The sequence below is a fragment of the Bacteroides xylanisolvens XB1A genome, assembly GCF_000210075.1.
GTDB lineage: Bacteria > Bacteroidota > Bacteroidia > Bacteroidales > Bacteroidaceae > Bacteroides > Bacteroides xylanisolvens.
In genome coordinates this window covers 5,499,552-5,516,074 of the sequence record NC_021017.1, presented here as the reverse complement: position 1 = coordinate 5,516,074, position 16,523 = coordinate 5,499,552, and the positions used below count along the sequence as shown (strand labels likewise).

Sequence of the window (16,523 nt, the reverse complement as noted above, 5' to 3'; positions counted from 1 at the left end):
AAACAAATAAAACACGCGGATTCTTTGTATTAGGGCTTTGTTAACTTCTAAATTTTGCAAAAGGTCTCCCGCCCCTCTGCCGCTTCTAAGAAGCAGGGGTAAAAATGTAATTGCATATTGTTTCATTTTTCCGTATTGACTACTCCAAAAGAGCAGGAACAAAGGTTTCTCCGTTACCTACAAAGTAACGGGCGGTCTATTATTGAAACTTAGTGTTTAATAATATATTATTAATGTAATTTTTAAGTAGTTATGAAGAAAAATTTTGTTAGGGTAATGCTTTTCGGGGCATTGACGCTTGCTACTGTCACTTATGTAGGCTGTAAAGACTATGATGATGACATCGACAATCTGCAAACGCAGATTGATGCCAATGCGGCAGGTCTTGCTGAACTGCAAGCAAAAGTGAATGCAGGTAATTGGGTAACAGACATTAAAAGTATCACTGGTGGATTTGAAATTACTTTCAACAATGGAAATAAATATTCTATTGTGAATGGTAAAGATGGATCTGTCGTTGAAATTGGAGAAAATGGAAACTGGTTTATAGACGGTGTTGATACTGGGAAACCGGCACGAGGTGAAAAGGGTGAGACCGGTGCTACTGGTCCTGTCGGTCCTGTTGGCCCCGAAGGTCCTGTTGGTCCTGTTGGCCCCGAAGGTTCTGTTGGTCCTGTTGGTCCCGAAGGTCCTGTCGGTCCTGTTGGCCCCGAAGGTCCTATCGGTCCTGTTGGTCCCGAAGGTCCTGCTGGTCCTGCCGGAAAATCTCCTTTTATTGGTGATGGAACAGGTGAATTTGAAAAAGATTATTGGTATTTCTATGATGACGCTACAGATAAATGGGTGAAAGGTGATTATTCGTCAGCCACTGTTTATGCCGTACAGAATGAGGGATTACCTAGCTTTACTCTACATGTAAAAGATAAAACTACTGGAACAGAATTAACAACTATTCTGCCTACTGCAGCTTTGATTAGTAGCCTTGAAGGAGTGACTATTGAGAATGGTAAAATCACTGCAGGCGGAACAAAGGAACTTAAATTAAGTTATGCTCAATGCAAAGCTGATTTCACTTTTGGTATGGAGGATGAGAAAAAAGAATTTAAGAAAAATGACCTGTTAATAACTAATTCCGGCGTGTTGAATGCGTTGATTAATCCAGTAGGTCCTGACTTTACTGATAGCAAATATCAAATCTATTTGATGAATTCTCAAAATGAAGCTAATTTTGTTATCTCTAAGATTGAACAAAATAAAACTGCAAAACCATTGACACGTGCTACCGAAGCCAAAGTGAATCGTGGTGTTTACGACCTTACTGTTACACTAAAAGATGGCTTGAATTTGGAAACTGCCCTTCCTGCAGATGAAGCATACGCATTCTGTACAAAAGACGCATGGAACAATGAAATAATCTCTGCTTATGATGTTAAAATCAAACCGGAAGCAGTTACAAGTGCTACTAAACTGGTAGATGCAGCAGTGTCCGCAAAAGTTGGTGAGGTACAGGTTTTGGATGACTTGGCAGCTGCAGCTACCACCACTCCTATGGATTTGAGTACAGTCTATGCATATTATTATAAGTTGGCAGCCGATGCTCCTGAAGGTGTAACATTGGGGACGAACGAAGCCGGCAAACAAACCATCACTTCTACCAAAGGGCAAGAAGCAAAGGTTGAAGTCTGCTATATAACTACAAATGGTATTCCTTTTGATGGAGAAACTCATGAGGGCATTGATTATTCTAGCGTCGGTGGCTCCTCTGCTCCGGCTAAACTGACTGTCACCTTCAAGCAAATAGAAACAAAATCTTTGGCAGCACAGACGGTAGTTTGGAATAAATCAGAGAAATCCGACATTGCTGTGTCAGCAGCTAATATTAAGGCAATCAAAGACGCTATTACTACTGCTAAACTTGCTAGCTCAACTGCCACGGCTAACGATGGAGATAAAGTGAAGTTTAGTGGTATTGCTTCTGGTGATACTAAATATGATAACCTGAAACTGACAGTAACCGCTGCATACAAGGGTACTATGGAAGCCGTATTGACAGTTGACGTTGACGCAACGAAGCAAATTGTATTCAAATTACCGGTAACTGTTGATTATAAGACGCCTGTATTTACAAAAACTTCAGGTATGTGGACTGAAGATGGCAAGGTGTCTCTTCTGATTAATGAAACTAAGAATGCTGATAAGATTCAGAGCATCAGTCTCGAAAGAGAAATGGGCTCAATCTTTACTACATGGAACGCTATTACTGGCGGAGTTACTTCAGGTATATACAACAGCATTACGTATGATGTTGACAAGAATGGTGACGATCATGTAGGAAGTGTAGCTAACGATAAGTTCACAGTAGACATGGCTCACGCTAAAGACAATATGGCATTCTCTGTAGATGTAAATTGTCAGCCTAACGATGCTACTGAACCTGCTTCAATTGCTAACCAAAAGATTCAATTCATCTCATTATCAGAATTGCTTAAATCGGAATTTGGTGCAACGGACGCTAAAAAAGGTATCACAACAGCGTATACAGCTGAAACCATAGATTCAGAGATTGATGTATTAGGTGACATTGTATGGAAAGACAGAAAAGGCAAGGCAATGTGGCCGACTGCAGATAATAACACTTATGACACTGGTACTTTGACTACCGCTGACGCTGTTCTTGCTCTTTATGGATATTCTATTAAGGTAGAACTAAGTGACAAAACTAACTTCAAGTTTGATTCTACTGGACAGAAATTGATATTAACAGATGCTGGTAAGGCCTTGAAGGGTCTTGTGAAAGATTTGGTAGTGACAGTTACTATTACTCCTTCAATCAGCTGGAGCGCAACATCTCCTGCACCTGTGGTGAAGACAGTAACATTCCCTACTGCTCTCTTTGCGGATTAATTTGAAATCCTTTAATGTTCTATTAGATAGCTCCTCTATATTTGCCTCTGGCAGAGGTGGGAGCTATCTCTAGAATGATATAACATAATAGGAGAGCCCGTGCTTGTTGAAGTGCGTTCTCTCCATAAATATGAAACCCTTCTTCACCGAAGTGTGAAGATTATATGTTGAGAAGTGACAAAGCGAAGAGACACAGCTTGTGAAAGTCCATCCTTCCATCTTTGTTCTTCTATTAGAAAAGGGATGCCTCCCCACATTTCCTACTGGCATCCCTTTTATCTTTACTCTTGGGACGTCTTTTTTTGTTGTACTAGAATCAATTGCTAGTCGCCCATTTCCCTATAGGTAAAGGAGACGTCCTCAAGATACAGAAAGCCCGAGCTTGCGAAAGTCCGGGCTTTTCGTAATTTTGTGCAGTCATTATCCCCTTATTTTATCGTCCCTAAGTTTCCGGGGAAATGTGCAGAATGAATGATTGAAAAGAATCTTTTAACCTGCCATGACAAAGATTTCTATTAAAAATATATATCTTTGCAAGAAAGGCATTGATTAATAAAAGAAGAGAATATGAGCCATAAAATTTATCCGATCGGTATTCAGAATTTCGAAAAAATTCGTAATGACGGTTATTTCTATATTGATAAGACAGCACTGATGTATCAAATGGTAAAGACCGGAAGTTATTACTTCTTGAGTCGTCCGCGCCGTTTCGGAAAGAGTCTGCTCGTCTCCACCTTAGAGGCCTATTTTCAAGGAAAGAAAGAACTGTTTGAAGGGCTGGCTGTGGAAAAACTGGAAAAGGACTGGATCAAATATCCTATACTGCATCTGGACCTTAATATCGAGAAATATGATACATCCGAAAGTCTGGATAATATACTTGATAAATCGCTGACAGCATGGGAAAAACTATATGGTGCCGAGCCGTCCGAACGTTCGTTTTCCTTGCGTTTTGCCGGTATCATAGAGCGCGCTTGTAAGTTGGCGGGGCAACGTGTGGTTATTCTTGTCGATGAATATGACAAACCCATGTTGCAAGCCATCGGTAATGAAGAATTGCAAAAGCAATTTCGGAATACATTAAAGCCTTTTTATGGAGCGCTTAAAACAATGGACGGTTGCATCAAGTTTGCATTCCTTACCGGTGTGACAAAGTTTGGCAAAGTCAGTGTGTTTAGTGACTTGAACAACTTGGATGATATATCCATGTGGAATGAGTATGTCGAAATCTGTGGCATTAGCGAGCGTGAAATCCACAACAATTTGGAAACAGAGCTTCATGAATTTGCTGCTGCGCGCGGAATAACGTATGATAAACTTTGTGAAGAGTTGAGAGAGTGCTATGACGGTTACCATTTTACGCACAATTCTATTGGTATGTACAATCCGTTCAGTTTGCTTAATGCTTTCAAACGTAAGGATTTCGGCAGCTATTGGTTTGAAACGGGCACACCGACCTATCTGGTGAAATTGCTGCAAAAACATCATTATGACTTGGAGCGGATGACGCATGAAGAAACCGACGCCCAAGTATTGAATAGCATAGACTCTGAATCTACTAATCCCATTCCGGTGATTTATCAGAGTGGCTACCTCACCATTAAAGGGTATGATGAAGAATTTGGAATGTATCGGTTAGGTTTCCCGAATCGTGAAGTAGAAGAAGGATTTGTCCGTTTCCTGCTTCCTTATTATGCGAATGTAAATAAGGTAGAATCTCCGTTTGAAATTCAGAAATTTGTTCGTGAAGTACGTTCCGGCGATTACAGTTCTTTCTTCCGTCGCTTGCAAAGCTTCTTTGCAGATACCACCTACGAAGTGATTCGCGATCAGGAATTGCATTACGAGAACGTGCTTTTCATCGTTTTTAAACTGGTCGGCTTCTATGCCAAAGTGGAATATCATACAAGCGAAGGACGCATCGACCTTGTCTTGCAGACAGACAAATTCATCTATATCATGGAATTTAAACTGAACGGTACGGCAGAAGAAGCATTGCAGCAGATAAATGACAAGCATTACGCTCTTCCTTTCGAGATGGATGAACGGAAACTCTTTAAAATAGGAGTAAATTTCAGTGCGGAAACCCGTAATATTGAAAAATGGATAGTTGAAGAAAAATAGATAAAACAAAAAGGCGGCTCGTTTTGACCGGGCCGCCTTTTCTGTTTATTTGATTTCGATTTCTTCCTTCATATCGATTTCCTCTCCATGTGTATCATAGAACACATATTGCAGAAATGCGAGTTTTTGACTTGGAATAATCTTGATACCGAATCCGTATTTCATTTGCCACTTCCGTTTCAGGGAAACGAGTCCCTGATTGATATAAGCGGCAACATACGGATGGACGTGTAACGAGAATTTCTTAACCTTCAGTTTATTGACCAGGTAATCAATTTTACTCTCCAAAGTGTCCGTAAAAAGAATGGACGACTTGATAGTGCCTTTGCCGAAGCAAGTGGGGCAGGTTTCGGTCGTGTTGACGTCCATTGCCGGACGCACACGTTGGCGTGTAATCTGCATTAGCCCGAATTTGCTAAGCGGCAGAATATTATGCCGTGCCCTGTCTTTCTGCATATTGGCACACATTCGTTCATAAAGCTTCTGACGGTTTTCGGCTTCATTCATATCGATGAAGTCCACGACAATGATACCACCCATATCTCTTAATCGCAATTGGCGGGCCAGCTCGTCGGCGGCTCCCAGGTTTACTTCGAGTGCGTTACCTTCCTGCCCGTTGGCATTCTTGGTGCGGTTACCGCTGTTCACGTCTACTACGTGAAGCGCCTCAGTGTGCTCAATAATCAGATAGGCACCACTCTTGTAAGAGATTGTTTTACCAAACGATGATTTAATCTGCTTGGTGATACCGAAATTGTCGTAAATGGGAAGTTGACCTTTGTACAGTTTCACGATATTAGCCCGGTCGGGCGCAATCAGTGATACATAGTCTTTAATTTCATTGTACACAGCCTCGTCGTTGACGTGAATATTCTCAAAAGAAGGGTTGAAGAGGTCGCGCAACAAACCTACGGCGCGGCTGGTTTCTTCATAAATCAACGTCGGATACTTGGTGGCTTTTTGTACTTTTACCATCGCATCTTCCCAATGCTTAACCAGGACTTTAAGCTCTCCGTCGAGTTCGGCTACGCGTTTGCCTTCGGCTACCGTGCGGACGATGACACCGAAGTTTTTCGGCTTGATGCTCATCAGCAATTGTTTCAGGCGGGCGCGTTCTTCGCTCGATTTAATTTTTTGTGAAACAGAAACCTTGTCATTAAAAGGGATCAGTACGAGATAGCGTCCGGCAAACGAAATTTCGGACGTCAGTCGCGGTCCCTTAGTGGAGATCGGTTCCTTAACGATTTGCACCACTACTTCTTGTCCTACCTTGAGGGTGTTGGATACTGTTCCATCCTTGTCAAGATCGGGAAGCAGGGTTGCTTTGCTGATGGAGGTCAGCTTCTTTTTGTCGCTTAAAGTCTGCTTTACAAACTTTTCGAGTGAGTTAAATTGAGGACCCAAGTCCAGATAATGAAGGAAAGCGTCTTTCTCGTAACCAACGTCTACAAAGCATGCATTCAGTCCGGGCATCAATTTCTTGATACGTCCCAAATACATATTGCCCACAGAGAAAGAAATATTTCTTCCTTCGCTTTGAAGTTCCACCAGGCTCTTATCTTCGAGAAGGGCGATGGAGACCTCTTTGGGCTGTACGTCAACTACTAGTTCACTTGTCACTGTTTTGTTTCCTTATTATTGATTGAATCTCATTTATATGAACAACTTTTTTGACAAATTGTTCATTTTGGGTTAGCTACTTAAACAAAGAACAAACTTGAAAGACATTAGCTTCGCAAGTTTGTTCTTTATTTCTGTGTGATCCAGACTTAAAAATTATTTTTTGCTTTTATGTCTGTTCTTTCTTAGTCTTTTTTTACGCTTGTGCGTAGACATTTTATGTCTTTTTTTCTTTTTTCCGCTTGGCATAGCTTCACATTTTATGGGTTAATACTCTTGTTTATTATTTCTTTACTGAAATTGTAAATGTCTTAGCCGGTTTGAAAGCCGGAATGTTGTGCTCCGGAATAATGATCGTAGTATTTTTAGAAATGTTACGAGCAGTCTTTTGTGCTCTTTTCTTTACTACGAAACTACCAAACCCACGCAAGTATACGTTCTCATCGTTAGACAATGAATCCTTTACTGCATCCATAAATGCCTCAACTGTTGTAAGAACTGTCTGCTTATCAATTCCAGTTTTCTTTGTAATCTCGTTTACAATATCTGCTTTAGTCATTTTTCCTTAAAAAAAATATTATTACTATGTTATTGCTAATTTTTTGGACTGCAAATATATAGCTTTTTAAGCTCCTAAAAAAATATATTCTGCACATTTTTCTAAAAAAATAGTGGCATAGGGTTTTCTTAGAACCAAAAGAGTTACTTTTGTGTGCCTTTTGGATAGGATAGGCAAGATAAATGTTAGATAATACACTAGGAACGAGGATATGAACGAGTTTACTAAAACGATTGTAGAGTGGTATAAAGAGAATAAACGTGAACTGCCCTGGAGGGAGTCTGCCGATCCGTATCTGATCTGGATTTCGGAGATCATTCTTCAACAGACGCGGGTGGCGCAGGGGTATGATTATTTTCTTCGTTTTATCAAACGTTTTCCCGATGTGCGGACTTTAGCCGCTGCGGAGGAGGATGAAGTGATGAAATACTGGCAAGGACTGGGGTATTACTCACGTGCCCGCAATCTTCATGCCGCCGCCAAAAGCATGAATGGGGTTTTCCCGGAAACGTATCCGGAAGTGCTGGCTCTGAAAGGAGTGGGGGAGTATACAGCGGCAGCGATCTGTTCGTTTGCTTACGGTATGCCTTATGCGGTAGTGGACGGTAATGTGTACCGGGTGCTTTCCCGTTATTTCGGCATCGATACTCCGATTGATTCGACAGAAGGAAAAAAGCTCTTTGCAGCATTGGCGGATGAGATGCTGGATAAGAAGCATCCGGCTGTTTACAATCAGGGAATAATGGATTTCGGGGCGATTCAGTGCACTCCGCAGTCGCCTGATTGTTTGTTCTGTCCGTTGGTGGGCAGTTGCTCGGCACTTTCGAAAGGCTTGGTGGCAAAACTTCCGGTGAAGCAACACAAAACAAAGACAACGAACCGTTACTTTAATTATATTTATGTACGTGCGGGCGCGTATACCTTTATAAATAAACGGACGGGCAATGATATTTGGAAAAATCTGTTCGAACTGCCCTTGATAGAAACTCCGACGGCTCTTTCGGAAGAAGATTTTTTGACTTTACCGGAATTTCGTGCACTCTTTGCGCCGGGGGAAGTACCGGTGGTACGTTCGGTTTGCAGGGAGGTGAAGCATGTATTGTCTCACCGGGTTATCTATGCTAATCTATATGAAGTGACCTTGTCTGAAAATTTGACTTCTTTCAGTGATTTCCTGAAAATAAGGGTGGACGAACTGGAGCAATACGCTGTTTCTAAATTAGTACAAGACTTGCTACAAGCATTAGAATAAGCATTAGAATAAGTATTAAGTAATAAGTATTGAGTATTACCCATGCAGTTTATGGCGCAGCCTAATACTTAATACTTAAAACTTAATACTTGATTTTATACTTAAAATCTTGCATCCTATTGTTATTCTGTTTAATTTTGGCAGCAGATTTAATTTTAAGAATCATAAACTTGATACAGATATGTCAGTAAATAGAGTGATATTGATAGGAAACGTAGGACAAGATCCTCGGGTAAAATACTTCGATACAGGTTCGGCAGTAGCAACTTTCCCGTTGGCTACAACGGATCGTGGATATACGTTGGCTAATGGAACCCAGATTCCCGAAAGAACAGAGTGGCATAATATCGTTGCATCCAACCGTTTGGCGGAGATTGTGGATAAGTATGTGCACAAAGGTGACAAACTGTATCTGGAAGGAAAGATAAGAACACGTTCTTATAGCGACCAGTCGGGTGCTATGCGCTATATCACCGAAATTTATGTGGATAATATGGAAATGCTGTCTCCGAAAGGAGCCAATCCGGGTGCGGGAGCTTCTGCTACTGGACAACCGGCTACGGGGCAACAGCAACAACCGGTTGCCGGCCAGTCGCAACAAGCGCAGCAGTCGCAGGCACAACCCGCACAAGATAATCCGACAGATGATTTGCCGTTCTAGATAATGTGATAGTGTGCCAATAGGTTTTCGCGAGCTTCTTGGCACATTATCTTTTGTTTAATTAAAATATAGACTCTTTGGACTCAGATGGTTATTTAAGCCAATTGGCTGACATTTTCAACGGTATTACCGTAAACACTCCTTCTATCTCTGCTATTATTGCCATAGTATTGGCAGGTGTACTCCTGCTTGCTTCCGGCTTTGCTTCGGCTTCCGAAATAGCTTTTTTCTCACTTACTCCTTCCGACCGGAATGATATTGATGAACAGAATCATCCTTCCGACGAAAAAATAAGTGCCCTGTTGGGGGATTCAGAACGCCTCCTGGCAACGATATTGATTACGAACAACTTTGTGAATGTAACCATTATCATGCTCTGCAACTTCTTCTTTATGAATGTATTTGTTTTTCATTCTCCATTGGCAGAGTTCTTGATACTGACCGTCATCCTGACTTTCCTATTGTTGTTGTTCGGTGAAATCATGCCGAAAATCTATTCAGCACAGAAGACTTTGGCTTTTTGCCGTTTTTCGGCACCGGGGATTTACTTCCTGGAAAAACTGTTCCGTCCGATAGCTACTGTGCTTGTACGTTCAACCACTTTTCTGAATAAACATTTTGTAAAGAAGAGCCACAATATTTCTGTCGATGAATTGTCGCACGCATTGGAGCTGACAGATAAAGCGGAACTCTCTGAAGAGAATAATATCTTGGAGGGTATTATCCGTTTCGGCGGTGAAACTGTGAAGGAGGTGATGACATCACGTCTGGATATGGTCGATCTGGATATCCGTACCTCTTTCAAGGAGGTGATGCAATGTATCATTGAAAATGCTTATTCGCGTATTCCTATCTATTCCGGTTCGCGGGATAATATCAAGGGGGTATTGTATATTAAAGACTTGCTGCCTCATGTCAACAAGGGGGATAATTTCCGTTGGCAGTCATTGATCCGTCCGGCTTATTTTGTGCCGGAAACAAAGATGATTGATGATCTGTTACGTGACTTTCAGGCGAATAAAATTCATATTGCCATTGTTGTGGATGAGTTTGGAGGAACTTCCGGACTGGTGACGATGGAGGATATTATCGAAGAGATTGTAGGTGAGATTCATGATGAATATGATGATGAAGAACGTACATACGTTGTCTTGAATGACCATACTTGGATATTTGAAGCGAAGACGCAGTTGACGGATTTCTATAAGATTGCGAAAGTAGACGAAGACGAGTTTGAAAAGGTGGTGGGAGATGCGGATACATTGGCGGGTATGCTGCTCGAAATTAAAGGTGAATTCCCGGCATTGCATGAGAAAGTGACTTATCACCATTATGAGTTTGAAGTGCTCGAAATGGATAGTCGTCGTATCCTGAAAGTGAAGTTTACAATTCTGCCGAAGGATATGGAAGGCTCGGTAGAGAAGGAATAATCTTGGAATCATAATTTTGAAAGCATAATCAAGCAAACGTAAGATGGCGTTATTTCTGCAACATAAGACGGATGATATACAGTGGGCTGTCTGGAAGATGGAAGAGTCTTTGGATGCTCTGTTGGCTCTTTTGCCGGATGCGCGAAGAGTGTTCTGTGAACAGGAATTGAATCGTTTTGTCTCCGAACGGCGTAAGATGGAATGGTTGTCCGTTCGTGTTTTGTTGTATGCCATGTTGCAGGAGGATAAGGAAATCGGTTATTCTCCCGAGGGAAAACCTTATCTGACGGATCATTCTTTTTTCATCAGTATTTCTCATACGAAAGGTTATGTAGCTGTGATGCTTGCTTCTTTCACTCCGGCAGGTATTGATATTGAGCAATATGCTCAACGCGTTCACAAGGTATCTGATCGGTATATCCGTTCTGACGAACAAACGGAACCTTATCAGGACGATATGACTTGGGGACTGTTATTGCATTGGTCGGCAAAGGAAGCTGTTTTTAAGCGGATGGAAAACGCGGACGCTGATCTTCGTAAACTCCGTTTGACGCATTTTATTCCTCAAGAGCAAGGAACGTTTCAGGTTCAGGAGTTGGCGACGGAGCAGCAGGAACTTTACTCTGTCGGTTATCGTATTTGTCCGGACTTTGTATTGACGTGGACATTGAGTTGAATAGGAGAAGAGATGGAGTGCTTCTACCTGTTTTTCTTTTCTTTGTAATGTGTGATGTCTTGACATAATAAAATAAACCCCGAAAGTTTTTGTATGACTTTCGGGGTTCACTTTATATTCGGACGCCCTCATGATTTTATGAACTCACGGCTTTTCAGACGGGTTCTTTTATGGTTGGTTTACTTCTCTTTTTTGTTAAGTCGGTAGCTCAATGCTCCTGACGGACATTTGCTGATTTGTGCAATTAATTCTTCCGTAGTCGCATTTTCTATTTGCACCCAGGGTCTTTCTTTAGGATGATAGACATTGGGTAGCATCTTTACACATATTCCGGCATGCTGGCATAATTCCGGTTTCCATACAATGGTCAGTTCACCATTGGTGTATTCTATTTTCTTTTCCATATCTGTATTTATTTAATATGAATACCACGCATTACAATTCGCTTCCATTCCGGATGTTTGTGAATATATCCGGCTACAAACGGGCAAAGCGGTACCAGGCGTAAACCTTGTCGTTCAATGTCTGTCAGTGCTTTTTCTGCAAGTTGTGATCCTACTCCCTTGCCGCCTAATGAGGCGGGTACTTCTGTATGTACAAGGTATATTTCTCCATTGTTTGATTTGATATAGTCTATTTCGGCTATTTTGCCATCGATCTGAAATTCATATCGATGTTTTTCTTCGTTGTCTATTAATTTATAATCTTCTGCCATAATTTTACGTATTAAGTTCGATTATAATATAAACACTTGGGAAACACTTTTGTTTTATGCAAACAATTATTCTTGTTAATGGAGAAAGTATTGCCCGTTCATACTGGCACTGGTCTTTTCAATCCCTTTCTATTACTTCTTCAACTGATATTTGTTATTTTTTCTAAGTTTATAATCTTTCCAATTGAACTGTGAAATGTCTCATTAAAGGCGCTTCCCAGGCGATACGCACTCCGTGAGTGATGCTTTCTCTACGTTCATATACATTTTTGAGAGCAGCGGCTATTACATTCATATGATTGTCTGTATATACTCTGCGGGGAATGGCGAGGCGGAGTAAATCAAGACCGTTAAAACGATTTTCATGAGTTATCGGATCACGGTCGGCGAGGATATAACCGATCTCGCATCCACGGATACCGGCTTCCAAATAAAGTTCTATGGTCAGCGTCTGTGCCGGGAATTCTTCTTTGGGAACGTGCGTCAGTACTTTAGGTGCATCAATGAAGATGGCGTGGCCTCCGGCCGGTCGTTGGTAAGGAATTCCGTATTCATCCAGTTTCTTTGCCAGGTATTCCACTTGCTTGATACGTGTTTCGAGATTGTCGAATTCGGTGTTTTCATCCAAGCCGATGGCAAGAGCGTTCATATCCCGTCCGTTCATTCCCCCGTAGGTGAGATAGCCTTCGTATTGTACGCAGAAACCTTTTGCGCCTTCATACCAGTCTGAACGTCGTGTGGCGATAAATCCACCCATATTGACGATTCCGTCTTTCTTGGCACTCATTGTCATGCCATCGGCTAGAGAGAACATTTCCCGTGTGATTTCTTTGATGGTTTTGTCTTGATAACCTTCTTCGCGCATCTTGATGAAATAGGCGTTTTCGGCAAAGCGTGCAGAGTCGAAAAGTACGGGTTTGCCGTATTTGTCAGCAATGGCACGTACTTCATGCAGGTTTTGCATGGATACGGGTTGTCCTCCGGCTGTATTGTTGGTGATGGTTACGATGATAAAAGGAATTCGTTCTGCATATTCTGTCAGGGCTTTCTGCAATTTATCAGGGTCTACATTTCCTTTGAACGGGATTTCCAGTTGGGTATGTTTTGCTGCATCGATAGTGCAGTCTAATGCGGTGGCATGGCGTCCTTCGATGTGTCCTTTGGTGGTGTCAAAATGTGAGTTGCCGGGTACAATGTCTCCTTCATGCACGAGATAAGAGAAAAGCACATTTTCTGCGGCACGTCCTTGATGGGTAGGTATGATATATTCAAATCCTGTCAGTTTCGTAATCATCTCTTTCAACTTAAAGAAAGAGGTTGCTCCGGCGTAACTTTCATCGCCTAGCATCATTCCCGCCCATTGACGGTCGCTCATCGCTCCGGTTCCGGAATCGGTGATGAGATCGATATAAACTTGTTCTGATTTGAGTTGAAAGACATTATAATGTGCTTCTTTAATCCATTGCTCGCGTTCTTCACGTGTGCTTTTCCGGATGGGTTCTACCATCTTTATTTTCCATGATTCAGCAAAAGGTAATTCCATTGTCGTAGATTTAATAGTTTTGAACAACGAATGTAGCTAAAATTTGTGTGATTAACAAATATATAGTGTCTTTTTGTTAGTGAGGGTTATTGGATTTACTTCTCTATGGGCTGGTAATATATCAAAATGTAGTGAGTAGATAGAAAGAGAGCCGGATTTCTTAAAAGAATATCCGGCCCTTTAAAATTATGCGGTCGATTGATGTTTAATCTCAACCAATCAAACAAGTTGGTTATTTAGTCTTCAATAGTGATACCGTCAAGACAGAAATAGGTTGGGGTCATTGCACCCCATTGGTCTTCTTTGGTGGTCTTGATATTGAATTTCAATCCCTCTGTTTCGCCTAATGAAGTTAGGTCTACCCATTTCCATGTAGTTACAAATTGGGTTCCTTCACCTAAAGTGCACTCTACACTTTGAGTTTTATCCATATTATAGATGATGATTTTGAAAGAATCTGTATTTCCAAATTTATCTTTTCCTTCGAATATAGAACTACCTTCCTTCATACTATTGTAAGCATAGACACAGTTTGTTAAATATAGTCCTTTTACTCTATAGGATTCCAATTTGTTTGAATTGTCGTGGTCTCTGAAACGGATTGCAGCTTCTTTATCAGAATTCTTTCCAATTTTATATCCGGCAGCTCCCACGATAACGTATGTATTATTGATTACTCCTTTTTTAGTGATAGCGCGATAATCATAAGTTGCGAAGTCTGGGCAATCTTTTTCTGTACAATTTGTAAATGCAAAACTATCTGAATAGAAACCGTATGTTGAAGATACACAGTCAAATTCAAAGATACCACTAGCGTCAGTTAATAGATTATATTTGTAGTTAGTTGTCCCCCAGTCGCTACTAACAGACCATGAATCATCCGGATTTTCTTGATCGCCCATATCAAGTGTATGAGTTTCGTAATTGGGCAGGCTAAGCACGTATGTTTTTGTATCGTCATCATCGCTACAGCCACAAAATACAAATACTGATAACAGTAATAATAAAGATAATTTCTTCATGTTCTTTTCTGATTTTAGTTATTAATTAATTATTGATTATTTCTTGAAATGTAAGTTCTCAATGGTGGTAACTTCGGTTGATATTTCACCCATTTGTCCTGCATCCTGATTGACTGCGGTCATAATCTTCACGAAGTCGATTTGATCCAAGTCTACCGGACTGCCATTACTATCCACAGCCCAATCTATCTTGAAATTACTTCCTTCCTTGCTGTTAGGATGGTTGTCTGCATATCCCCACGGATAGCAATATCCTACCCATAATCCGTTTTCCGGGACGGCATTATCTTTTAGACGTGTTCCCTGGAATGTGATTTCATCACTTTCTATCCAAAGTGGATAATATGATTCTTGGTTATGGAAACTGTTGCGGAAGATATATCCTTCGTTGCCTTGATTGTCTTTCCAAAAAACTTTTAGGTTGGCTGGATTCGGGCGGTGATAGGTTATCTCATATCCGCGTGTTTCTGTGTCTTTCCCGTATTCGCTTCCTTTCAATTCATACCACTCATCGTCAGGCTTTCCATTGCCATTTACATCTTTAGATACAAATACGATTCCCGGTTCTGCACTTCCGCCCAATGCTCCTGTTCCGGTTTTGGAGTTGTAGTAGGCATTGCCTTTTATCTTGAAGTCATACTCTCCTGTTACATTCGGAATGGGGTGTGGGAATCCTAAAACAATGTAACCACCGAATCCTCCCAATGTAAGGAGTGATTTCTGCTGGATTCTGCGGGTTGCTTCTTCTAGTATATCATCATAAGTAAAGCCCTCCTTATATGCTGAAGTGGTAGTGTTGATAAACTGTCCGGGCGCAGGGCGATATTCCCATACTTTATTGGCGAAAGCCAGAGGATTTTCCTTATCATCATCGTTGTCATCAATATCGCTTTGTGAGGCTTTGTCACTGAATGCAATAGTATTCGGGTTAAGTCCGATGTTGTTCAGACGGAACATGAGTTGTCCTTGTTGGTTGAAACAAAGTAAGTCTCCATAGGTGGTGTAATCACGGGCTTCGGTGATATATACATTGTTGCTGTAAGGATTGATGTTGATGCCGTATGGTGTCTTTATCACTGTTCCGTCAGTTATGAAATTCTCACGGATTGTATCTTCTGTTTTCAGATTGAACATCTTGATAGAAGAGGTCTGCGTGTTATAATTGTAATTATATAGATAGGCAATCTCTCCATCAATGGCAAAGTTTTGTACTTTCTCGTTAGATTGAGTAACTTTGTTTGTCCGGCAGTCTATCTTGACGAAGTTATAATCGCCGGCTTCTACATCTTCGCCACGGGTGGCAACATAAACGGTTTCGTCCGGACCTGCTACTATTTTACCGGGATTCGGACCTACTGTTAGTTTGCTACTTTCTTTAAATGTGGCAATATCGACAACAGATACCGTGTTGTCTACCCCCAGTCCTGATGAATAGTCCAATCCGCCGGAATTGGAAATATATAACTTTTCGTTTTGTACACAAATACCGTCGGGATTGCGTCCCACTGATGTGATAGCTTCTATGGATAGGGAGGTTGTGTCTATACGTGCAACGGTTCCATCGTATGAACATACGTATGCCTTTTCTTTGTGAAAAGCGATGTAGCGTGGTTGACGGGAACTTCCGTTTTCTGCCAGCATTTGAATCTGTTTCAATGAGCTTCCCGTACGAAAGTCTATCACTTCTACCGTACTGGAGATATTGACTATCACATATATCTTGCTTCCGTAGATGGCCATGTCATTGGCAGTGTCTCCTAATCCCCGGCGGTTGACTGCTTTGAAATAGTCACGAACCATTTGCTGGTTGCCGAAAGAAAAACGTGCCAGCGAGCTATTGTTCTGATTGAACAGTCCTTCGCATAATACATATAATTCGGCGGTACCCGTTTCTGTCGGATCGCCTATAATGCCTGATGTGAAGGGTTTGTCCTCCATATCATCACATGCTACGAATAAGATTATGGATGACAGCCAGCACGAGAATATATATATTAGTTTCCTTTTCACGTCAATA

Annotated in this window: 13 protein-coding genes; 6 read left to right on the top strand and 7 right to left on the bottom strand. The window is 41.3% G+C overall.

Annotated elements, in window-relative coordinates:
- Positions 1 to 252: 252 nt before the first annotated feature.
- Positions 253 to 2,904 carry a collagen-like domain-containing protein gene (locus BXY_RS23705; RefSeq protein ID WP_008997352.1) on the top strand — a complete coding sequence of 884 codons (2,652 nt, stop codon included), beginning with the start codon at positions 253 to 255 and terminating at the stop codon, positions 2,902 to 2,904.
- Positions 2,905 to 3,471: 567 nt separating this feature from the next.
- Positions 3,472 to 5,028 (top strand): ATP-binding protein, encoded by a 1,557-nt coding sequence (locus BXY_RS21675; RefSeq protein ID WP_004316203.1) that lies wholly within the window; start codon positions 3,472 to 3,474, stop codon positions 5,026 to 5,028.
- A gap of 45 nt (positions 5,029 to 5,073) precedes the next feature.
- Here the strand turns inward: BXY_RS21675 and BXY_RS21670 are convergent, their stop codons facing one another.
- Together BXY_RS21670 and BXY_RS21665 are read right to left on the bottom strand one after the other, a co-directional pair.
- Complete coding sequence (locus tag BXY_RS21670; protein ID WP_004316204.1) at positions 5,074 to 6,648, bottom strand: Rne/Rng family ribonuclease; 1,575 nt, start codon at positions 6,646 to 6,648, stop codon at positions 5,074 to 5,076.
- A 283-nt stretch (positions 6,649 to 6,931) separates the two neighbouring features.
- Complete coding sequence (locus BXY_RS21665; protein ID WP_004300646.1) at positions 6,932 to 7,207, bottom strand: HU family DNA-binding protein; 276 nt, start codon at positions 7,205 to 7,207, stop codon at positions 6,932 to 6,934.
- A gap of 211 nt (positions 7,208 to 7,418) precedes the next feature.
- Between BXY_RS21665 and mutY the strand changes: the two genes are divergently transcribed.
- The 4 genes from mutY to BXY_RS21645 all read left to right on the top strand — a co-directional run bounded on the left by mutY (position 7,419) and on the right by BXY_RS21645 (position 11,226).
- Positions 7,419 to 8,459, top strand: a complete 1,041-nt coding sequence (gene mutY, locus BXY_RS21660; protein ID WP_008644690.1) for an A/G-specific adenine glycosylase — start codon at positions 7,419 to 7,421, stop codon at positions 8,457 to 8,459.
- A 181-nt stretch (positions 8,460 to 8,640) separates the two neighbouring features.
- Positions 8,641 to 9,120: a single-stranded DNA-binding protein gene (locus tag BXY_RS21655; protein WP_008025720.1), complete on the top strand. Its 480-nt coding sequence runs from the start codon at positions 8,641 to 8,643 to the stop codon at positions 9,118 to 9,120.
- Positions 9,121 to 9,197: 77 nt separating this feature from the next.
- Entirely contained in the window at positions 9,198 to 10,550 is a 1,353-nt protein-coding gene (locus BXY_RS21650) for a gliding motility-associated protein GldE (RefSeq protein WP_008644692.1), read from the top strand.
- Between the two features lie 43 nt (positions 10,551 to 10,593).
- On the top strand, positions 10,594 to 11,226 hold the full coding sequence (locus BXY_RS21645) for a 4'-phosphopantetheinyl transferase superfamily protein (protein ID WP_008644694.1): 633 nt from the start codon (positions 10,594 to 10,596) through the stop codon (positions 11,224 to 11,226).
- A 179-nt stretch (positions 11,227 to 11,405) separates the two neighbouring features.
- Here BXY_RS21645 and BXY_RS21640 read toward each other — a convergent pair whose 3' ends face one another.
- From BXY_RS21640 to BXY_RS21620, 5 genes are all read right to left on the bottom strand, one after another.
- On the bottom strand, positions 11,406 to 11,630 hold the full coding sequence (locus tag BXY_RS21640) for a (4Fe-4S)-binding protein (RefSeq protein ID WP_008644695.1): 225 nt from the start codon (positions 11,628 to 11,630) through the stop codon (positions 11,406 to 11,408).
- Positions 11,631 to 11,638: 8 nt separating this feature from the next.
- Positions 11,639 to 11,941, bottom strand: coding sequence for a GNAT family N-acetyltransferase (locus BXY_RS21635; protein ID WP_004316210.1), 303 nt, complete (start codon positions 11,939 to 11,941; stop codon positions 11,639 to 11,641).
- Positions 11,942 to 12,110: 169 nt separating this feature from the next.
- On the bottom strand, positions 12,111 to 13,484 hold the full coding sequence (locus tag BXY_RS21630; RefSeq protein WP_008644698.1) for a tryptophanase: 1,374 nt from the start codon (positions 13,482 to 13,484) through the stop codon (positions 12,111 to 12,113).
- A 236-nt stretch (positions 13,485 to 13,720) separates the two neighbouring features.
- Entirely contained in the window at positions 13,721 to 14,506 is a 786-nt protein-coding gene (locus BXY_RS21625; protein WP_004316212.1) for a DUF4465 domain-containing protein, read from the bottom strand.
- A 36-nt stretch (positions 14,507 to 14,542) separates the two neighbouring features.
- The gene (locus BXY_RS21620) at positions 14,543 to 16,516 is read right to left on the bottom strand and encodes a YncE family protein (protein ID WP_008644700.1); all 1,974 of its coding nucleotides are present in this window, start codon (positions 16,514 to 16,516) and stop codon (positions 14,543 to 14,545) included.
- Between the last annotated feature and the right edge of the window lie 7 nt (positions 16,517 to 16,523).